Origin of the sequence: Yoonia vestfoldensis SKA53 (genome assembly GCF_000152785.1) — a bacterium.
GTDB lineage: Bacteria > Pseudomonadota > Alphaproteobacteria > Rhodobacterales > Rhodobacteraceae > Yoonia > Yoonia vestfoldensis_A.
Genome location: NZ_CH672414.1, coordinates 2,145,721 through 2,164,460, shown reverse-complemented (window position 1 = coordinate 2,164,460; position 18,740 = coordinate 2,145,721). Strand labels below are relative to the sequence as shown.

Sequence of the window (18,740 nt, the reverse complement as noted above, 5' to 3'; positions counted from 1 at the left end):
GACGCCCCGCGCTGAATTCAGTCGCGGGGCGCGCCCTTTGCTTGACCCTGCCGGTCGGCTTGTGGCTATACAGGGCGATGGCAGAGACCCCCAAACCCCCCAAGCGCCGCGCGCGTAAATCCACCCGCGACACAGCGGCAAAAAAACCGGGCCTTCGGCACCGGGTTTTGCGCGCTGCGCGGCGGGCGCTGGTGTGGGGTGGCGCGGGGATCGCGGGCTTTGTTCTGGTCTGGACGCTGCTTTATGCGCTGATCAATCCGCCGACCAATGCCTATATGCTGTCCGAGGGCCGCAGGCTTGGCGGGGTGCAGCAGGATTGGGTGCCGATGGGCGGGATTGCGCCTGTCATGGCGCGGTCAGCTGTTGCAGCCGAAGATGCGAATTTCTGCCTGCATTGGGGGCTGGACGTGAATGCAATCCGTGATGCGATGGAAAACGGGCGGGGCGGGGCATCGACCATTAGCCAGCAGGTCGTCAAGAACTTGTTTTTGTGGCATGGTCGGTCCTGGGCCCGCAAATCCGTTGAGGCCGTCTGGACCCCCGTGATCGAAGTTTTGTGGAGCAAGCGGCGCATCCTTGAAATCTATCTCAACGTGGCGGAGTTCGACACGGGCGTGTTCGGCGTGCAGGCCGCAGCGCGGCATTATTTCGGCGTCGATGCCGGTGATCTGACCGCGACACAGGCGGCACGTCTGGCCGCGATCCTGCCTGCGCCCAAGGAGCGGTCGGCATCTAACCCCAGCGGTTTCACCCGCAACCGGGCCGCGCAGATCATGCAGGGCGCCGATACCATCGCGGCGGATGGCCGCGCGGAGTGCTTTGAACGATGAGGCAGGCATTGAACCCCGCGACCTGTTGCGGCATGGAAGTTCCATTGTCCAAGTCAGGTTTGCCATGAACACGCTCTACCATTATCCGCTGTCGCCCTTTTCGCGCAAAGTCCGGCTTTGCCTTGCTGAAAAGAAGATCGAGGTCGGTCTGGTCGAGGAACGATATTGGGAGCAAAGCCCCGAATTCTTGCGCCGCAACCCTGCCGCCAAGGTGCCGGTTCTCAAGATGAACGGGCGGTTGATGTCGGAAAGCACGGCGATCTGTGAATACCTTGAAGAAGTGTACCCCACCCCGCCACTAATGCCGCGTGACGCAGAAGGCCGGTATGAGGTGCGTCGCTTGGTCGGTTGGTTTGATGACAAGTTCTATCATGAGGTCACATTCAAGCTGACGGGCGAACGCGTTTATCGCAAGGTGATGGCGCGCGGCTATCCCGACAGCGCCAATGTAAAAGCGGGTGCGCGCGCTATCAAGTTCCATCTGGATTACATGGCGCATCTGCTGGAACACCGCCGTTGGCTGGCGGGCAATGACATGACGCTGGCGGACTTTGCGGGGGCGGCGCATCTGTCCTGTCTTGATTACACCAGTGATGTTGATTGGAACCGGCATGAGGTGGTCAAGGATTGGTATGCCAAGATCAAGTCCCGCCCCGCGTTCCGGTCCTTGCTGGCCGATGAGGTGCCGGGCTTTCAGCCCGCGGCGCATTATGCCGATCTGGATTTTTAAGAAGGGGCTCTGCCCCCTTGCCCCCAAAGGGGCAATTCCCTCGGGATATTTTTGCTCGGAAGATCGATGAAGGATCGTCTGAAAGATTTTGCGCTTGAGGCCGGTTTTGCCAAGATCGGCATCTGCCGTCCCGATGCCGTGCCTGAGATGGCCGAACGGCTGGCCACCTTTGTGGCGGACGGCCGCCATGGCCAGATGGCGTGGATGGCGGACCGGATGCAGTGGCGCGGCGATCCCACGGCGCTTTGGCCTGCGGCGCGGTCTGTCATCATGCTGGCCGAGGTCTATACACCCGACCATGATCCGCTTGCTGTGCTGGACGAACGCGACCGCGCCGCGATCAGCGTTTATGCGCAGGGGCGTGATTACCACGATGTCGTCAAGAAGAGATTGAAAGTTGTAGGCCGCTGGTTGATCGACCAGGTGCCGGAGGCCGAGATCAAGGTTTTTGTCGATACAGCCCCCGTGATGGAAAAGCCGCTGGCGCAGGCGGCGGGGTTGGGGTGGCAAGGCAAGCATACCAACCTTTTGGGTCGTGATCTGGGCAACTGGGTGTTTTTGGGCGCTATTTTTACCACCGTTGTGTTGGAGCCTGATACACCCGAAATCAGCCATTGCGGGTCCTGCACCGCCTGTCTGGATATTTGTCCGACGCAGGCCTTTCCAGCACCTTACCAATTGGATGCGCGGCGCTGCATTTCCTACCTGACCATCGAGCACAAGGGGCCGGTGGACCCCGACCTGCGCGGTCTGATGGGCAACCGGATCTATGGCTGTGACGATTGCCTGGCAGTCTGTCCCTGGAACAAGTTCGCAGCGTCGGGTCGTGATGCACGGCTTGCCGCGCGCGATGATTTGCTGGCCCCGCCCTTGGCAGAGCTGGCACAACTGGATGATGCCGCCTTTCGCGCCCGTTTTGCCGGATCGCCCATCAAGCGGATCGGGCGGGACCGCTTCGTGCGCAATGTCGCCTATGCGCTAGGCAATTCCGGTGATCCGGCGATGGCGGCACACCTGTCGCATCTGGTTGATGATCCGGATGCAACCGTGGCCGATGCCGCGCGCTGGGCTGTTTTGCGGCTGCAGAGGGCAGGTTGATAGCCTTGAGCTACCCACCATGACCACCCCGAGGTGGATGTTCAGGCGGCGGCGCGGCGCGCGGCGGCAAAAGATACCAGCCGCCGTGATTTTTCATCCCACAGATCAAGACTTGCGCATTTGAGGCTTTGCAGCAGTGTCATGCGGCTGCATTCAACAAGATCCTGATGGTCGCGCAGCACCTCGGTCAAACGATAGAACGGGATGCGGCTATAAAGATGATGCACATGGTGAATGCCGATATTCGCGGTGAACCAGCGCAGGATCGGGGGCAGGTCGTAATGTGAACTGCCGTGCAGAGCCGCGTCATGCAGCTGCCAGTCATCGGCAGCGTCCCAATGCGTCGTCTCGAACTGGTGCTGCACATAGAATAGCCAGACCCCTATGGATGCGGCGATCAATGTCGTGGGCAGGAACACCAGAAACAACGCCGCAAAACCGCCGACATAGCCGATCACTGTCAATAGAACTGCGACGGCAAGATTGGTTCCCATAGCGCTGACCCAATATTTGCTTTCGCGCTGCATCCGGCCATGTGGCATGCGGTTTTGCAGAAAAAAGATATAGGTTGGCCCAAGCCCGAACATCACCAGCGGATGCCGGTAGGCGCGGTACAGAAAACGCCCGAACGGCGTGCGCTGGTGGTATTCCTCGACCGTCAGGGTCATCACGTCGCCGATGCCGCGCTGATCCAGATCGCCCGCATGGCTGTGGTGGATCGAATGAGTCCGTCGCCAGACGTCATAGGGCGTCAGAGTGACAACACCCAAAGCCCGCCCGATCCAGTCGCTGACCTTGCGGTTGCCAAAGAACGACCCGTGCCCGCAATCATGCTGGATGCAGAACAGCCGCAGCAGGAACAGCCCGTTCAGCGCCGAGATCAGCAAAGCACCGATATAGCTGAATTGGGATACCCAGACGGCAAGTACCCACAACAGGATGAACGGGATCAGGCTGACCGCCAATTCAAAGCTGCTGCGCCAGTTGTTTGGCTCGCGGTATTGCGCAAGCACATGCACCCAGTCGCGTGCGGTCATGGTGGAAGGGCGGTCTGTGGTTCTGCTCATATTGTTCTTCTTGTCCCGTTTCGTAAGCGGTAACCGAGCCGGAGCGAGAAGCAAGCGAAAAGGGCTTCATTGTGTCAATGCGCCGCCATAGTGTCACGACAAAAAGGGGAACGCCATGCAGCCGCTTAAGGGAATTGTCTTCAAGGTCGTGTCGGTCTGCATGTTCATGGCAATGGCCGGGCTGATCAAGGCCGCGTCGGAAACTGTGCCACCGGGGCAGGCGGTGTTCTTTCGGTCTTTTTTTGCCTTGCCGATCATTTTTGGCTGGCTGGCCCTGCGCGGTGAATTGCGGCACGGCTGGAAAACCACGAATACTGTGGGTCATTTCTGGCGCGGTCTGGTCGGTACCTCGGCCATGGGATTGGGGTTCGCCGGTCTAGGCCTGCTGCCTTTGCCCGAGGTGACAGCGATTGGCTATGCTGCCCCGCTGTTGGTGGTCATTTTTGCCGCGATGTTTCTGAACGAGGATGTGCGCGCCTTTCGCCTGTCTGCTGTGGCGCTGGGCATGATTGGCGTGCTGGTCGTGCTGTCGCCGCGCCTGTCGGTGGGCGCGTCGCTGAACACGGCTGAAACCTTGGGCGCGGTCGTCGTGCTGATGGGGGCGGTGTTGACCGCCTTGGCGCAGGTTTTCGTGCGTAAACTGGTGGCCACTGAAACAACCTCGGCCATCGTGTTGTGGTTCACTGTCACATCATCCTTGCTGGCGCTGCTGACGATTCCCTGGGGCTGGGTCACCCCCACATGGCCCATCGCGGCACTCTTGGTCATGGCGGGGCTGTTGGGCGGGGTCGGGCAGATTTTCCTGACCTCCAGCTACCGCTTTGCCGATGCGTCGTTGGTGGCCCCTTTTGACTACACCTCGATGATTTTGGCGTTGGCCATCGGCTATTTCATCTTTGACGAAGTCCCGACCGGCACGATGTTGATCGGGGCGGGCATCGTCATCCTTGCTGGCGTGCTGATCATCTGGCGCGAACGCAAATTGGGCCTACAGCGCGCGCAGCAGCGCAAAGCAACAGGCAACATGGGAAGTTGAGCACAGCCATAAAGGTTATGAATAGAGCGCGCATCTGTGCTATCGTTCAAGTCCGCAACCGAAAAGGAGGAGTCGATGAAACATCCACTTGATCGCGCGAAATCAGGGTCCAATGACGAATTGCAGCGGGTAATTGGCCTGAAAAAGGATGCCTTGCCACGCCGCACCACGCTTGATCTGCAAAAGCGGCCCCGTAGCCATGTCACTGAGCGCCGCACGACTGAATTCGTGCGGATCGCTCGCGAAGAAGAAACTGCGATCTGGCAACGCTAGATGTGAAAAAGGGCGCCGTTTGGCGCCCTTTGTATTGTCCGCCTAGGCGCGGACCAGTTTTTCATAATCCGCAGCGATGTCACGGGTCAGTGCGCCGACCTCGAAATTATAATCGCCGATCTGGCCCACTGGCGTGACCTCGGCCGCGGTGCCGGTCAGCCAGCATTGCTGGAAGCCTTCCAGCTCGTCCGGCATGATCACGCGTTCATGTACAGTGATGCCCTTGTCGCGCAGCATGCCGATCACGGTCTGGCGGGTGATCCCGTTCAGGAACGCATCGGCAGCGGGTGTATGCACTTCGCCATCCTTGACGAAGAACAGGTTGGCGCCCGTCGCCTCTGCCACATAGCCGCGATAATCGAACATCATGGCATCCGAACAGCCTTTGGCTTCGGCGGCGTGTTTGGACATGGTGGCGATCATGTAAAGACCGGCGGCCTTGGCCTGGCTGGGGGCGGTTTCGGGGCTGGGGCGTTTCCATTTTGCGATGTCGAGCTTGGCACCACGGGTTTTCGCATCGCCGTAATAATTGCCCCATTCCCAGACAGCGACCGCCAGATGCACAGGATTGCGTGCGGCAGCCACGCCCATATCCTCGCCCGAGCCGCGCCAAGCGATGGGGCGGACATAGGCGTCTTTCAGGCCGTTGGCATCAAGCGCTGCCTGTTTCGCGGTCTCGATTTCATCCACGGAAAACGGGATCTGGAAATCGATCAGCTGACCAGATTTGATCAGACGTTCGGAATGTGCGCGGGATTTGAAAATCTTGCCGTTGTAGCAACGTTCGCCTTCGAACACCGATGAGGCATAGTGCATCGCATGTGTCAGGATATGCACATTGGCATCGCGCCATTCCACAAGTTTGCCGTCCAGCCAGATCTTGCCGTCTCTGTCGTCGTATGCGCCTGCCATGGTTCCTCCACACTTTGCAATTATGTCGCAACAAGGTCCGTTTCGGATATAAAGTTGCGCAATTTCCCCAAATCGCTAACAGTTGATTCTTGGAATGTCAATAAAGCTGACGTATTGTCGGACGTGTAACAAGGGAGGACAGGATGGCCGAAGGCGCGCGACCCCAGATGGGGCAAAACCTGCTGTTCCTGACGGATGAACAGTTGCGCAAGGGGATCGAGGCGATGTTTTTCGCCTATCGCGGCTTCACGGCTGATCCCGACCGTATCCTTGCGCAGAAATCCTATGGCCGCGCCCATCACCGGGCATTGCATTTCATTCACCGCAGCCCCGGCACGACGGTCAACAACCTGTTGTCGATACTTGGTGTTACAAAACAATCGCTTAATCGTGTGTTGCGCAGCCTGATCGAGGACGGTCTGGTCATCAGCAGCGTCGGCAACAAGGACAAGCGCGAACGCCATCTACACCTGACACCCGCCGGTGCCGTGCTGGAACGCGCCTTGTCGGACGCTCAAAGGGACCGGATGCGCGCCGCGTATCGTGCGGCCGGACCTGCTGCCGTGGTCGGTTTCCGGCAGGTGCTGGAGGCGATGATGGACCCCGAGGCGCGCCAGCATTACGAGGCGATGAAGGACAAACCTGAATGAGTGCTGACGATGCCCACCTGTTGATCGTCGATGATGACGCCCGTATCCGCAGCCTGTTGCAGAAATTCCTGATGCGCGCGGGCTTTCTGGTGACAACGGCGCGCGATGCCGCCCATGCCCGCCGTGTGTTGGCGGGGCTGGAATTTGATCTGATCGTGCTGGATGTGATGATGTCTGGCGAGGGCGGGGTTGCGCTATGCCGTGATTTGCGCCGGACGATCACGACGCCGATCATGCTGCTCACCGCCAAGGGTGAAACGATGGACCGTATCACTGGGCTGGAAGCGGGGGCGGATGATTATCTGGTCAAGCCGTTCGAGCCTAAGGAGTTGTTGTTGCGGATCAACGCGATCTTGCGCCGCGTCCCCGCTGCCGAACCCGTCGCGATTTTGCCCAAGGTGCTGCATATGGGGCCTGTGCGCTATGACATCGAACGTGGTGAAATGTGGCACGGCACAAACCTAGTCCGGCTGACCGCGACCGAAAGTCAGCTGATGCGCATATTTTCGGGCCGTCCGGGAGAGCCTGTCACCCGCACCAAGCTGGTTGAGGAATTGAGCCGGTCCGGCGGTCAGACGCAGGAGCGCGCGGTTGATGTCCAGATCACCCGCCTGCGTCGCAAGATCGAAATCGATCCCAAACAGCCAAGGTTTCTGCAAACTGTCCGCGGCGAAGGGTATATGCTGGCACCGGAGTAGACTTTGATGCGCTCCGCGCGGGGAGTATTTTGGGAAATAAGAAGGTGGTTGAGGTTTCGCATGGAATTGGGTTCTTTGGGAGCATGACAACTGCGCTGATCTTTCATGATGATTGCCATGGCCATGTGACCCCACCCGGCCATCCCGAACAGGTGGCGCGGCTTGATGCCGTGCTGGGTGCGCTTGCGGGGATGGAGATGATGCGCGTTAAGGCGCCATTGGCGGCCCAGGATGATCTGTTGCGCGCGCATCCACAGGCGCATCTGGATGCTTTGCATGCCGCAGCACCCGAAACTGGGTGGCACGCACTGGATGCCGATACGCATATGTCGCGCGGCACGCTGGCGGCGGCTTACCGCGCAGCCGGGGCGGTCGTGCTGGCAGTCGATCTGGTCATGGCGGGCGATGTCGCGAACGCCTTTGCCGCCGTCCGCCCGCCGGGTCATCATGCCGAGCGCGAGACGCCGATGGGGTTTTGTTTTTTTGGCAATGTCGCGGTCGGGGCGAAACATGCGCTGGACCATCATGGGCTGGCCCGCGTCGCCATCGTGGATTTTGATGTGCATCACGGCAATGGCACACAAGATCTGGTCGAGGATGATCCGCGCATCTTGTTCTGTTCCACGCATCAATCGCCGCTCTATCCGGGCACGGGCGCGGCGGATGAAACCGGTGTTGGCAATGTGTTGAACGTGCCTTTGCCTGCAGGCACTGGGTCAAGGACCTTTCGCGACGTGATGGACCGCGTGGTGCTGCCCCGTGTCGATGCCTTTGCGCCAGAGTTGATCCTGATTTCGGCGGGGTTCGATGCGCATCGCGATGATCCGCTGGCGGGGTTGGAATTAACCGAGGATGATTTTGCATGGGTGACCGCGCGCCTGTGCGATCTGGCGGACAGCCATTGCCACGGCAGGGTGGTGTCGGCGCTGGAAGGCGGCTATGACCTGCCGGCGCTGGGCGCATCCGCGGCAGCCCATGTCAGGATTTTGGAGGAAAGAGGCCGATGACCGAAGTTGACCAGATGAGTTTCGAAGACGCTATCAAAGAGTTGGAAACCGTCGTGGGCCAGCTGGAGCGTGGCGATGTCGCGCTGGACCAGTCCATCGCGCTGTATGAGCGTGGCGCCGCGTTGAAGGCCCGCTGCGAGGCGAAACTGAAAGAAGCCGAAGAAAAGGTCGCCCGCATCACTTTGGGCGAGAATGGTCACCCGACAGGGACAGCGCCGCTGGATGGTTGACCTGATCACGCGGCGACCGCTGCCTGACGCCTTGGCGCAGGCCGCCCGGATCGCGACCCAGATGATAGAGGCGCAGCTGTCGGACCTGTCAGGACCTGTGCCGGACGCGATGATTTATGCCGCGCGCGGCGGCAAGGCATTGCGCGCCTTTCTGGCGATCGAGACGGCCCGTCTGCATGGTGTGCCGCCGCAGGTGGCGGCCCATGCGGCGGCGGCGATCGAGTGTATCCACGCCTATTCGCTGATCCATGATGATCTGCCCTGCATGGATGACGACGACCTGCGCCGTGGCCAACCTACGGTGCATAAGCGTTGGGACGAGGCGACGGCCGTGCTGGCGGGGGATGCCTTGCAGGCGCTGGCGTTTGAACTCTTGGGCAGGCTCGATTGTGCGGATGCGGCAAAGCTCGATCTGACGCTGAGCTTGGCGCAGGCGGCAGGCGTGCGCGGCATGGTGGGCGGGCAGGCAGCGGATATCGCGGCGGAAACGGCGGATGTGCCGCTGACGCTGGACCAGATCATCGCCTTGCAGGCGGGCAAGACCGGCGCGTTGATGTCATGGGCCGCCCTTGTCGGGCCGCGCATGGCGCTGGCCGATCAAGCGGCCCTGCGCCTCTATGGCGATTGTCTGGGCCTTGCCTTCCAGATTGCTGACGATGTGCTGGATGTGACCGGTGACGCCGCCCTTGTTGGCAAGGCATTGGGCAAGGACGCAGCGGCGGGCAAAGCAACCTTCGTGTCGCTTCTTGGGCTAGATGGGGCGAAACGCCGCGCTGTCGATCTGGTCACGCAAGCTTGCGATGCGCTATCTGATTATGGCGATGATGCCGAAACATTAAAGGACGCCGCACGTTTTGTGACCGCGCGCACGCATTAGGAAGGGTCGCCATGTCGGACCAGCCCAACACCCCGCTTTTGGACAAGGTCCAGACCCCGGCCGATATGAAATCGCTGTCGGATGCGCAGTTACGCAAGCTGGCCGATGAATTGCGCGCAGAAACGATCGCCGCCGTGTCCGTGACAGGCGGGCATCTGGGGGCGGGGCTTGGCGTGGTGGAAATGACCGTGGCGCTGCATGCTGTGTTCGATGCGCCCAAGGACAAGATCATCTGGGATGTGTCGCACCAATCCTATCCGCACAAGATTTTGACAGGCCGGCGCGACCGCATCCGCACGATCCGTACCGAAGGCGGTTTGTCGGGCTTCACCAAAAGGTCGGAAAGCCCCTATGACCCGTTCGGTGCCGCGCATTCCAGCACGTCGATTTCGGCGGCGTTGGGGTTTGCCGTGGCGCGTGATCTGGGCGGTGATCCGGGCGATGCGATTGCCATTATCGGGGATGGCGCGATTTCGGCTGGTATGGCCTATGAGGCGATGAACAATGCGGGCCATCTGGGCAAGCGGCTGATCGTTATTCTGAACGACAACGAGATGTCGATTGCCCCGCCGGTGGGGGCGATGTCGTCCTATCTGTCGCAGCTCTATGCCGGTGCGCCGTTTCAGGAATTCAAGGCCGCTGCCAAGGGGGCGGTGTCGTTGCTGCCCGAGCCGTTCCGCGAAGGGGCCAAGCGGGCCAAGGATGTGCTCAAGCATATGACGGTGGGCGGCACCTTGTTCGAGCAATTGGGCTTTTCCTACGTTGGCCCGATTGACGGGCATGACATGGACCAATTGCTGTCCGTCCTGCGCACGGTCAAGGCGCGCGCCGATGGCCCGATCCTGATCCATGCGATCACGAAAAAAGGTAAGGGCTATGCCCCCGCCGAAAGCGCCAGCGACAAGGGGCATGCCACCGCAAAATTCGACTTGGTCACTGGCAAACAGGCCAAGGCACCCAGCAATGCCCCCAGCTATACATCCGTCTTTGCGGAAAGCCTGCTGAAACATGCAGCCGCCGATCCGCGTATCTGTGCCGTGACCGCCGCCATGCCCGATGGCACCGGCCTGTCGAAATTTATGGAACGTTATGCCAGCCGGTGTTTTGACGTCGGTATCGCCGAACAACATGCCGTCACCTTTAGCGCGGGTCTGGCGGCAGGCGGGATGCGCCCGTTCTGTGCGATCTATTCGACCTTTCTGCAACGCGGCTATGATCAGATCGTCCACGATGTCGCGATCCAGCGGCTTCCGGTGCGTTTCGCTATCGACCGTGCTGGGCTGGTGGGGGCGGATGGCGCGACACATGCGGGGTCGTTTGATGTGGCGTTCCTTGCCAATCTGCCGGGTTTCGTGGTGATGGCCGCTGCGGACGAGGCTGAACTGGTCCGCATGGTCGCCACCGCTGCCGCCTATGACGAAGGCCCCATCGCGTTCCGGTTTCCGCGTGGCGAAGGTGTGGGTGTTGAGATTCCTCAAGACGCTACCCCCTTGGAAATCGGCAAGGGCCGCATGATCCGTGAAGGCGCGCAGGTCGCGATCCTGTCCTTCGGCACACGTCTGTCCGAAGTGATGAAGGCTTGCGAGACGCTGGAAGCCAAAGGCATCAAACCGACCGTCGCTGATGCGCGGTTCGCCAAACCGCTGGACCGCGACCTGATTCTGCAACTGGCCGCCGGTCATGATGCGCTGATCACCGTCGAAGAAGGTGCCGTGGGTGGTTTCGGGTCCCACGTCGGGCAATTGCTGGCGGATGAAGGCGTTTTTGACCACGGGTTGCGGTTCCGGTCCATGGTGCTGCCTGACACGTTCATTGATCAGGCCAGCCCCAAGGCGATGTATGATGTGGCCGGGATGAATGCTGCGCATATCGAGGCAAAAGTGCTGGAGGCGCTGGGTATCGCCCGTCTTGGTAAACGCGCCTAAGACAAGCGGGTCTTAACGGATCATTGTCGGTTTCGGTCTAGGTTGGGGACTACCAGCTTGGGAATCGGTGATGAAAGATCTGCAACAGGATATGCCTGAACAAGACAAATCAGACGCGCTGATGGCGGATCTTGCGCGGCGTTTGGGTGATCTTTCTATCGATATCGCCAGGGTGTCAGGCCATGTTGACGATACGTCTCAACAGGTTGGGCAGCAATCGCGCACTGGAATAGAACTTGCGCAGCGGGTTGATCATATTTCCAGCCGCGCACAGGCGGTCCTGACCTCGGCCGAGGAGGCGCAGGCGATATCGGCCAAGGCCGAAGAAAACGCGCAGGAAAGCGGCAGCAAATTGCAGTCGATGGTGGCAGATGTGGCCGCTTTGATCGACATGGTCACACATATCGCAGGCCAGTTCGGCCGTTTGCAGAACACATTGACCAGCGTGGCGCGCGTTTCGGGCGAAATCGGTGAAATTTCACGCCAGACCAACCTTTTGTCGCTAAATGCCGCGATCGAGGCGGCGCGTGCCGGGGCGCATGGACGCGGTTTCATGGTGTTGGCGCGCGAGGTGAAAGACCTGTCGCAGACCACGCGCGAGGCGACCGAAGAAATCGCCAGCACGATCACGACGCTTGATCGTGAACTGGCCGGACTTCGTGGTGAAACTGCTCGCGCGCTGGACAGTGCGAGCGTGATCCGGACACAGATCGACGATGTCAGCACATTGGTCGAAAACATGCCGCGCGTTATGGGTACTGTGATAGCGGCGCAACGCGATATCGTCGGTGCCTCGACCAGCATCGCGACGGAAATCGTGCAGATGAAATCGGGCATCGATGAATTGTCGGAGGGGATCGCCGCATCCGACCAAAGCCTCGCAAACGCGCGTGAGAAAATGCGCGACCTGACGAACAGTTCCGAAACGCTGACAGCGATGACAGCGTTGATCGGGTTGGAAACGATTGACACGCCCTACATCACGGCGGCGCAGGATCTGGCACAGCGGATCAGCGCGCGGTTCGAACAGGCCGTCCAAGGCGGCGAAGTGGCGCTGGCCGATCTTTTCGACCGCGATTATCGCCCTGTTCCCGGCAGTAACCCTGCGCAGGTGATTTTACGCTGTGTGCGGTTTACCGACCGGGTGCTGCCCGCGCTTCAAGAACCGCTGCTGACGCTTTCGGACCGCGTCGTATTTTGCGCGGCGGTCAATGCCGACGGATATCTGCCTACGCATAACGTCAAGTTCAGCCAGCCACAGCGCCCCGATGATCCCGATTGGAACGCCGCCCACTGCCGCAACCGCCGCATCTTTAACGACCGTGTGGGGTTGGCCGCTGGGCGCAGTACGCGCCCGTTCTTGCTGCAGGCTTATCGGCGGGACATGGGTAACGGAACCTTTGCGATGATGAAGGACGTCTCGGCCCCGATCATGGTCAACGGACGTCATTGGGGTGGGGTGAGGCTGGCGTATCTGGTGTGATACGCCGACTGCTATATGCGGTGTCGTGCCGGTAACAGGGCATGTTGGCGGGCAGCACTGAAATCCGATCCCATCGGGGCGGTTTGCCTGTCCAGTTCAGATCACTTGCCCGCCTGATCCAGTCGCTGTTCAATGGCGGCGAGCTTGGCTAACACTTCGTCACGATAGGCATCGGTCGCAGCGTTGCCTTCTTCGGCATGGGCGTCCTGCATGGAATTGACGATCAGACCAACCAGCAGGTTCACCACCGCGAAGGTCGTCATCATGATGAAGGGGATGAAAAACGCCCAGGCATAGGGATAGACTTCCATCACTGGACGGACGATGCCCATCGACCAGCTTTCCAGCGTCATGATCTGGAACAATGAATAGCCCGATGCGCCCAAGGTCCCGAACCATTCGGGAAAGCTGTCGCCGAACAATTTGGTCGCCATGACGGCGCCGATGTAGAACACGATCCCCATCAGCAAAAAGACCGACCCCATGCCCGGCAAGGCGGTAACAAAACCTTCGACGACGCGGCGCAGCGATGGCACCACCGAAATGACGCGCAGCACGCGCAGGATGCGCAAGGCCCGCAGCACCGACAGCGCGCCATTGCCCGGCACCAGCGAGATGCCGACGATGATGAAATCAAATATGTTCCAGCCACTCCGAAAGAACCGTGGCCCATAGGCAAAAAGCTTGACCGCAAGTTCGGCCACAAAGATCGCAAGGCAGATCTGATCCAATAACAGGATTAGACCGCCCGCCCGCGCCATCACGTTATCCGACGTCTCTAGCCCCAGAATGATCGCGTTAAAGACGATCACGCCAAAGATGAATTGCCCTACCGCGGGTCGGTCAAGAAAGGCGGATGTTCTGGCGCGCAAATTCATGGGCATACCCGTGTGAAAATCTTGCCTTCATATGAGTGTTCGAGCACAAAACAGCAAGTGGGACTGCTTATGTCGGGACTTAGCATGGCAAAAAAATGGCAGATTTGGATCCCGTATTTCTACCATAGGGTGAAATTTTTTGATTTCAGGTTTTCATAACACCGATAAGATACCGCAGATCATCCATGCGGATATCGCCTTGGTGGTCAGGTACCGTCTTCCTGCACCAGCAATGCCTGCAGGCCGCGGCGATAGTCAGGATAGATCAGCCGCACGCCCAGTTCATCCTTGATCCGGTCGTTCCGTACCTTCTTGCTTTCGGCATAAAAGCTGCGCGCCATCGGTGTCATTTCCGCGGTGGCGAAATCCTGAGCGGGGGGGAGCGGCAGGCCAAGCAGCTCGGCGGCATAGCCTATCACGTCTTCGGGTGGGGCGGGATCATCATCACAGACATTGTAGATAGCGCCCGGATTGGGCCGCGCGATGGATGCCGCCAGCACCTGCGCGATATCGGCGACATGGGTGCGGCTGAACACCTGCCCCGGCTTGATGATCCGCCGCGCGCTGCCGTCGCGTACTTTGGCGAACGGGCCGCGCCCCGGCCCGTAGATCCCTGCAAGCCGGAAAATATGCAGCGCCAGATCGGGAATAGTGGCCCACGCTGCTTCTGCCTGCACCCGGGCGATGCCGCGTTTTGTGGCGGGCGCCAGGGGGGTCGTCTCGTCAACCCAGTCGCCGGCGTGGTCGCCGTAAACCCCTGTTGTTGACAGATAGCCGACCCAGGCGAATTGGCCGGCACGGGCCGTAATTTCGGCCTGTAGCTGTGCCAGCACTGGGTCGCCGTTGTCGTCTGGCGCGGCCGAGACCAGCAGATGGGTGGCAGCATCAAGCGCTGGACGCATGTCCGCACCGGGCCAGATTCGCGGCTCTATTCCGGCTTGATGCAGGCGCGCGGCCTTATCCTCTGACCGTGTTGTGCCGATGATCCGCCAGCCCTGTGGCAGCAATATCCGCGCGAGCGCATCCGCGCTAAAGCCGTGTCCGAATGATAAAAGCGTTTGGGTCATAAGGCTTGGTGCCGCAGTGCGAGACCGTGTGCAAGGCCCCAAAATGGCGATAGCACGGCACGAACGATTGTTTTGATCGTGCAGGCCTGCGGCGGGTTCGCGCGAACCGCTATGTGTTCATGTCTGGCAGCAGGCGCTTGTGCTTGCGGATTTCGGCCACCACCGCGCCAAAGGTGGTCAGCCCGCGCGCCTCTAGCATGGGGATCATCCGCAGGAATATGTCGCGTGTGGCAATCGCATCGCCAATCGCGGTGTGCCGGTGTTTGTCCAGTAATTCGATGCCCAGCCTTTTAGCCAGCTCGTCCAGCGTATGCCCTTCGGTGATCCCGAACAGCACGGCAGACAGAAGCACTGTGTCCAGCACCGGATGATCGAATTTCATCCCAATTTTTGGCGCGTAGCGGTGAAAGAACGACAGATCGAACGGTGCGTTATGCGCGACCAGCACGGCATCGCGGGCGAAGCTGTGAAATTTGCGGCCTGCATGCACCATGTCGGGGGCGTCTTTCACCATGGCGTCGGTGATCCTGTGGACGGCGGTTGAACTGGCAGGGATCGCCCGGCCAGGGTTTACGAGCAGGTCCAGCACCTCGCCCGGCGCTTGTTGTCCGTTCACGACACGCAGCGCGCCGATTTGCACAACCTCGTCCTTGTTGGGCAGAAAGCCGGTCGTTTCGGTGTCAAAGACCACATAGGTCAGGTCGCGCAGGGGCACGTCCTGAATATCGCGGGTCTCTGTCCGCGTGGTCATCGCGAAATCGAACACGACAGGGCGGGCGGGGCTGGCCTCTCTGGGAACCGGAAAGCTGAGCATATAGCCCTGATCTCGCCCCAGATTGTGCAGGCTGACATCCAGCAGGCGTGCGCCATCTGCGGTGGCGATCTGCTGGTCCAGCGTCGCCTGTCCGCTGCGGGCAAGATTGGTCAGGGCGGCGCGCAGATAAGTTTCGTCAAAATAGTCAAAGATCTTTTGCCTCAGCCCCAGATGGTGCTGGTCGTCCAGCATCAGGGCGGCATGGCCATCGTAAAGAGCGATCCGGTGGTCGGGGCTGACCATCAGCACGGCGGCCGGAATAGCCGACAGGATGCGCGTCAGATGTTCGCGTTCGGTCGCGAGCTTGCTGGTATAGCGCGCGAGGTTGGCATCAGCCTCGGCGCGCGCAGAGGCCAGTCGCGATGTCAGCGCCGCTGCCCCTTTGGCCAGATCGCCCAGATGGCGCGCTGTCTCCGCGTCGATGCCGCGGTGCATGTCTGTTGCGGCATGCGCCTGCATCGCTGCGGCCAGCCGTTCCATCGGATGCACGACCATGTCATCGAAAACCAGCCACATCACCGCAACAAAGCCAAAAATCCCGAACCCGCCGATAATCCCTGCAGTGATGAAGGCTTGCCGCGCTTCGGGCTGGTCCAGCCGGGCCTCGGCTAGCAGTAGAGCAGCCGCCAAAAGACCAATGCTGCCAAAGGCCAGCAAGGCGAAGAAAGCAAGCGTGCGCTGGCGTGGGCGAAGCCGGCCCAGCATCAGATCGGCCCTGCGCAGACCAATGCCGTTGCCGGATCGTCAAGGCCGGTCTGGTCCCATCGCGGGACTCGTACGGTGCCGTCCTCGTTAAACATAGCATTATCCTGCAGCAGGGCAGTCCGCCCTTGTGCGCAATCGAACAGGGCGCTGCGCAATTGCATTGGCTGCCAACGCTGGAAAAAGACGACGTTGGCCAGCCGCATGTCGGGTGCATTCGCATTGCGCTGCACGCCCGCCACATCAACCGCAGCAAAGCGGTTCACATAAGGTATAACATAGGTCCAAGGGCTGAACGGCGCGGAATAATCCGCGGTCGAGATCACCTCGAAACCAGCGGGCAGCAGCGTTAACGTCCTTGGATACCAGCGGTATTCGTTGGTCAGGCTCATCACAATCATGCCTGTACCGGCAAATGCAGGGACGACCCAGCGCGGCAGGCGGCGCCCGCTCAGCCGGTTGAGGATCAGCGCAACACCTGCAGCGGCAAAGCCTGCGGCGACGATGGTGATGATATCGACATACATTCTTGGGTCCTTTGGTTGTTGTCGCGTCAGCCGATGATGCCAAGTCCCTGTGTAACAGCGGATTGCATCGTGCGCACCACGACGAAAGCATCGCGCAGATGGCTGCGTTCGAATTCGGACAGCACGTTGGGTGACATAAAGTTGTCGGGTTTGGCTCCTGCACGGATCAGCATCGCCTGATGGTCCAGCCGTGCCTGTGCGATCAGATCATAGGCGTCCAACAGGTCATGCCCGCCCGATTGGCTGATCTGGCCGGCCCCATGCGCGCTGGCGATCCGTGCGCGGGTGTTGACGCTGTCCAACTGTCCGCGCAAAGCATAGATCCGGCCCAGATCGACAATCGGGATCACCCCGTTCATTTTCATGTCGATATGGTGCTTGTGTTCGCCGCTGCGCAGGGTCGTGAAACCGCGCAACAGCCCCAGCGGCGGCGTGTGTTTCAGCGAATTTGACACCATATGCGCGACAAAGATCGAGTTGCGCGCTGCCTGTGCCAATGTTTCGCGGTGCAGATCCGCGAACAGCGACCTTGTGCCGCCGATGGGGCGCAGGTCGAGCATCACCGAGGCCAGCATCTGCGCCTCGGTGTTGGGTGTGTCGATCCAGCGGCGGAAATACCGGCGCCAGACGCGCACCGGCTGGCACCAGCGCGGATTGGTTGCCATCATGTCGCCGGGGCAATAGAAATATCCGGCCTTGCTCAGCCCGTCGCTGACGAATTTGGCCAGATCTGCAAAATAGGGCATATCGGCATCGGTCACGCTGTCATCCAGCATCAGGCAATTGTCCTGATCCGAAATGCCAGTCTGTTCCTGCCGCCCCTGCGATCCGCAGGCCAGCCACAGATAGGGCACTGGCGGTGGCCCGAGATTTTCTTCGGCCAGTGTCAGCAGGCGACGAGTGATCGCATCGGCGATATCGGTGATCAGGCGGGTGACGGTCTCATGCCGGTTGCCCGCGCCGACCAGTTGCACCAACAATTGCGGAATGCGGGCGCTGACGCCGGCCATGTCGTCCGCTGTGGTGGCGCGCACAACGTCATGCACAAGCGATGCAGAATTGGTCGCCTGAAACCGGGTCAGGTTTGTCTGGGTGACGATCCCAACCAGCCTGCACTGATCGACGATCGGCACATGGCCGAACCGGCGTTCCATCATCATATGCAATACGTCAGACCCGATGGCCGATGGTGGCAAGGTTTCGGGGTTTGCCGTCATGATCCGGCTGACGGGCAATCCCGTGTCCAGCCCTTCGGCCACGACGCGGTTGTTGATGTCATGCAGCGTCACGATTCCGGCCAGCCGTGTGCCTGCCATCACGGGCAGGCAGGATATCCGGTACTGGCGCATCAGCTTGGCGATGGCAGTGATCGTGTCGTCCGCGCTGCAGGTGACAGGATCAGCGGCCATCAGTTGATCGACACGGGTTTCGGTCAACGTGGCGGGGCGGGTGGCATCGGCATCATTGCGGGTGCGGCCACGGGTAAAGAAACGGTGCGCGCCTGCATTCGCGGCAATCAGGGCATGAAAATCATCCGTCGGCAGCAACAGCAATTCGCCATCGCTCAGTGCGCGGGCATGGGTGCCGGTGGTGCCGTCGCGCATCAGCCCGCGTTCGCCAAAGGAATTGCGGCTGCCCAGATGCGAAACGATCTCGCCGTTTTCGGTGGTGATCTCGACCTCGCCGTCAAGGATGATGTACAGCCCTTCGCAGGGGGTCCCGAAGGCATAGATCACATCGCCCGGCGCCATTGGCACGCGAATAAACTGCGTCAGCACATTCTGAAAATCGACATCTGGTAGACTGTCATAAGGGTGGATCGACAAAAGAAACCGGCGCAGATCAAGCATGGATCGGGGCATCTGATGAATCCTTGTCCGGCCATGGGACAGGCCGCGGACATCTGAAAAGTGAAAGCGGGCAGCCCTTGCGGACT

The 18,740-nt window shown here is 60.3% G+C and carries 19 protein-coding genes; 12 read left to right on the top strand and 7 right to left on the bottom strand.

All coding sequences use genetic code 11. The features are described 5' to 3' along the window. Nucleotides 1–77 precede the first annotated feature (77 nt). The 3 genes from mtgA to queG all read left to right on the top strand — a co-directional run bounded on the left by mtgA (nt 78) and on the right by queG (nt 2,658). Nucleotides 78–830, top strand: coding sequence for a monofunctional biosynthetic peptidoglycan transglycosylase (gene mtgA, locus SKA53_RS10495; protein WP_007206112.1), 753 nt, complete (start codon nt 78–80; stop codon nt 828–830). Between the two features lie 64 nt (nt 831–894). After that, nucleotides 895–1,560: an FtsZ-binding protein FzlA gene (fzlA, locus tag SKA53_RS10490; RefSeq protein WP_040483265.1), complete on the top strand. Its 666-nt coding sequence runs from the start codon at nt 895–897 to the stop codon at nt 1,558–1,560. A gap of 66 nt (nt 1,561–1,626) precedes the next feature. After that, nucleotides 1,627–2,658, top strand: a complete 1,032-nt coding sequence (gene queG, locus SKA53_RS10485; protein ID WP_007206110.1) for a tRNA epoxyqueuosine(34) reductase QueG — start codon at nt 1,627–1,629, stop codon at nt 2,656–2,658. A gap of 41 nt (nt 2,659–2,699) precedes the next feature. Here queG and SKA53_RS10480 read toward each other — a convergent pair whose 3' ends face one another. Next, complete coding sequence (locus SKA53_RS10480) at nt 2,700–3,725, bottom strand: fatty acid desaturase (protein ID WP_040482924.1); 1,026 nt, start codon at nt 3,723–3,725, stop codon at nt 2,700–2,702. A gap of 115 nt (nt 3,726–3,840) precedes the next feature. On the opposite strand from SKA53_RS10480, the gene SKA53_RS10475 reads away from it, so the two are divergent. Both SKA53_RS10475 and SKA53_RS10470 read left to right on the top strand, forming a co-directional pair. Next, nucleotides 3,841–4,761: a DMT family transporter gene (locus tag SKA53_RS10475; protein WP_007206108.1), complete on the top strand. Its 921-nt coding sequence runs from the start codon at nt 3,841–3,843 to the stop codon at nt 4,759–4,761. Nucleotides 4,762–4,836: 75 nt separating this feature from the next. After that, complete coding sequence (locus SKA53_RS10470) at nt 4,837–5,034, top strand: hypothetical protein (protein ID WP_007206107.1); 198 nt, start codon at nt 4,837–4,839, stop codon at nt 5,032–5,034. Between the two features lie 42 nt (nt 5,035–5,076). On the opposite strand, the gene SKA53_RS10465 is transcribed toward SKA53_RS10470, so the two are convergent. Continuing rightward, nucleotides 5,077–5,946: a branched-chain amino acid aminotransferase gene (locus SKA53_RS10465; protein ID WP_007206106.1), complete on the bottom strand. Its 870-nt coding sequence runs from the start codon at nt 5,944–5,946 to the stop codon at nt 5,077–5,079. 143 nt (nt 5,947–6,089) lie between these two features. Here SKA53_RS10465 and SKA53_RS10460 point away from each other — a divergent pair, with 143 nt between their 5' ends. From SKA53_RS10460 to SKA53_RS10430, 7 genes are all read left to right on the top strand, one after another. After that, nucleotides 6,090–6,596, top strand: coding sequence for a MarR family winged helix-turn-helix transcriptional regulator (locus SKA53_RS10460; protein WP_007206105.1), 507 nt, complete (start codon nt 6,090–6,092; stop codon nt 6,594–6,596). After that, nucleotides 6,593–7,294 carry a response regulator gene (locus SKA53_RS10455; RefSeq protein ID WP_007206104.1) on the top strand — a complete coding sequence of 234 codons (702 nt, stop codon included), beginning with the start codon at nt 6,593–6,595 and terminating at the stop codon, nt 7,292–7,294. The genes SKA53_RS10460 and SKA53_RS10455 overlap by 4 nt, the downstream gene beginning before the upstream one ends. 83 nt (nt 7,295–7,377) lie before the next feature. Beyond that, nucleotides 7,378–8,301, top strand: coding sequence for a histone deacetylase family protein (locus SKA53_RS10450; protein WP_007206103.1), 924 nt, complete (start codon nt 7,378–7,380; stop codon nt 8,299–8,301). Next, entirely contained in the window at nt 8,298–8,531 is a 234-nt protein-coding gene (locus tag SKA53_RS10445) for an exodeoxyribonuclease VII small subunit (protein WP_007206102.1), read from the top strand. Before SKA53_RS10450 ends, SKA53_RS10445 begins: the two co-directional genes overlap by 4 nt. Continuing rightward, nucleotides 8,524–9,408, top strand: coding sequence for a polyprenyl synthetase family protein (locus SKA53_RS10440; RefSeq protein WP_007206101.1), 885 nt, complete (start codon nt 8,524–8,526; stop codon nt 9,406–9,408). Before SKA53_RS10445 ends, SKA53_RS10440 begins: the two co-directional genes overlap by 8 nt. An 11-nt stretch (nt 9,409–9,419) precedes the next feature. Continuing rightward, nucleotides 9,420–11,333 carry a 1-deoxy-D-xylulose-5-phosphate synthase gene (dxs, locus tag SKA53_RS10435; RefSeq protein WP_007206100.1) on the top strand — a complete coding sequence of 638 codons (1,914 nt, stop codon included), beginning with the start codon at nt 9,420–9,422 and terminating at the stop codon, nt 11,331–11,333. A 70-nt stretch (nt 11,334–11,403) separates the two neighbouring features. Then, nucleotides 11,404–12,816, top strand: coding sequence for a methyl-accepting chemotaxis protein (locus SKA53_RS10430; protein WP_007206099.1), 1,413 nt, complete (start codon nt 11,404–11,406; stop codon nt 12,814–12,816). Between the two features lie 101 nt (nt 12,817–12,917). Here SKA53_RS10430 and SKA53_RS10425 read toward each other — a convergent pair whose 3' ends face one another. The 5 genes from SKA53_RS10425 to SKA53_RS10405 form a co-directional block, all read right to left on the bottom strand. Continuing rightward, nucleotides 12,918–13,694: an ion transporter gene (locus tag SKA53_RS10425; protein ID WP_007206098.1), complete on the bottom strand. Its 777-nt coding sequence runs from the start codon at nt 13,692–13,694 to the stop codon at nt 12,918–12,920. A gap of 206 nt (nt 13,695–13,900) precedes the next feature. Further along, nucleotides 13,901–14,761 carry an SDR family oxidoreductase gene (locus tag SKA53_RS10420; protein WP_007206097.1) on the bottom strand — a complete coding sequence of 287 codons (861 nt, stop codon included), beginning with the start codon at nt 14,759–14,761 and terminating at the stop codon, nt 13,901–13,903. Between the two features lie 109 nt (nt 14,762–14,870). Beyond that, complete coding sequence (locus tag SKA53_RS10415; protein ID WP_007206096.1) at nt 14,871–16,280, bottom strand: 3'-5' exonuclease; 1,410 nt, start codon at nt 16,278–16,280, stop codon at nt 14,871–14,873. Continuing rightward, the gene (locus SKA53_RS10410; protein WP_007206095.1) at nt 16,280–16,804 is read right to left on the bottom strand and encodes a hypothetical protein; all 525 of its coding nucleotides are present in this window, start codon (nt 16,802–16,804) and stop codon (nt 16,280–16,282) included. Before SKA53_RS10410 ends, SKA53_RS10415 begins: the two co-directional genes overlap by 1 nt. A gap of 26 nt (nt 16,805–16,830) precedes the next feature. Next, nucleotides 16,831–18,666, bottom strand: a complete 1,836-nt coding sequence (locus SKA53_RS10405) for a DUF294 nucleotidyltransferase-like domain-containing protein (RefSeq protein WP_007206094.1) — start codon at nt 18,664–18,666, stop codon at nt 16,831–16,833. Nucleotides 18,667–18,740: the final 74 nt, after the last annotated feature.

Coding starts and splice junctions, on each gene's coding strand:
- mtgA (WP_007206112.1), top strand. CDS start 78: ATGGCAGAGACCCCCAAACCCCCCAAGCGCCGCGCGCGTAAATCCACC.
- fzlA (WP_040483265.1), top strand. CDS start 895: ATGAACACGCTCTACCATTATCCGCTGTCGCCCTTTTCGCGCAAAGTC.
- queG (WP_007206110.1), top strand. CDS start 1,627: ATGAAGGATCGTCTGAAAGATTTTGCGCTTGAGGCCGGTTTTGCCAAG.
- SKA53_RS10480 (WP_040482924.1), bottom strand. CDS start 3,725: ATGAGCAGAACCACAGACCGCCCTTCCACCATGACCGCACGCGACTGG.
- SKA53_RS10475 (WP_007206108.1), top strand. CDS start 3,841: ATGCAGCCGCTTAAGGGAATTGTCTTCAAGGTCGTGTCGGTCTGCATG.
- SKA53_RS10470 (WP_007206107.1), top strand. CDS start 4,837: ATGAAACATCCACTTGATCGCGCGAAATCAGGGTCCAATGACGAATTG.
- SKA53_RS10465 (WP_007206106.1), bottom strand. CDS start 5,946: ATGGCAGGCGCATACGACGACAGAGACGGCAAGATCTGGCTGGACGGC.
- SKA53_RS10460 (WP_007206105.1), top strand. CDS start 6,090: ATGGCCGAAGGCGCGCGACCCCAGATGGGGCAAAACCTGCTGTTCCTG.
- SKA53_RS10455 (WP_007206104.1), top strand. CDS start 6,593: ATGAGTGCTGACGATGCCCACCTGTTGATCGTCGATGATGACGCCCGT.
- SKA53_RS10450 (WP_007206103.1), top strand. CDS start 7,378: ATGACAACTGCGCTGATCTTTCATGATGATTGCCATGGCCATGTGACC.
- SKA53_RS10445 (WP_007206102.1), top strand. CDS start 8,298: ATGACCGAAGTTGACCAGATGAGTTTCGAAGACGCTATCAAAGAGTTG.
- SKA53_RS10440 (WP_007206101.1), top strand. CDS start 8,524: ATGGTTGACCTGATCACGCGGCGACCGCTGCCTGACGCCTTGGCGCAG.
- dxs (WP_007206100.1), top strand. CDS start 9,420: ATGTCGGACCAGCCCAACACCCCGCTTTTGGACAAGGTCCAGACCCCG.
- SKA53_RS10430 (WP_007206099.1), top strand. CDS start 11,404: ATGAAAGATCTGCAACAGGATATGCCTGAACAAGACAAATCAGACGCG.
- SKA53_RS10425 (WP_007206098.1), bottom strand. CDS start 13,694: ATGAATTTGCGCGCCAGAACATCCGCCTTTCTTGACCGACCCGCGGTA.
- SKA53_RS10420 (WP_007206097.1), bottom strand. CDS start 14,761: ATGACCCAAACGCTTTTATCATTCGGACACGGCTTTAGCGCGGATGCG.
- SKA53_RS10415 (WP_007206096.1), bottom strand. CDS start 16,280: ATGCTGGGCCGGCTTCGCCCACGCCAGCGCACGCTTGCTTTCTTCGCC.
- SKA53_RS10410 (WP_007206095.1), bottom strand. CDS start 16,804: ATGTATGTCGATATCATCACCATCGTCGCCGCAGGCTTTGCCGCTGCA.
- SKA53_RS10405 (WP_007206094.1), bottom strand. CDS start 18,666: ATGCCCCGATCCATGCTTGATCTGCGCCGGTTTCTTTTGTCGATCCAC.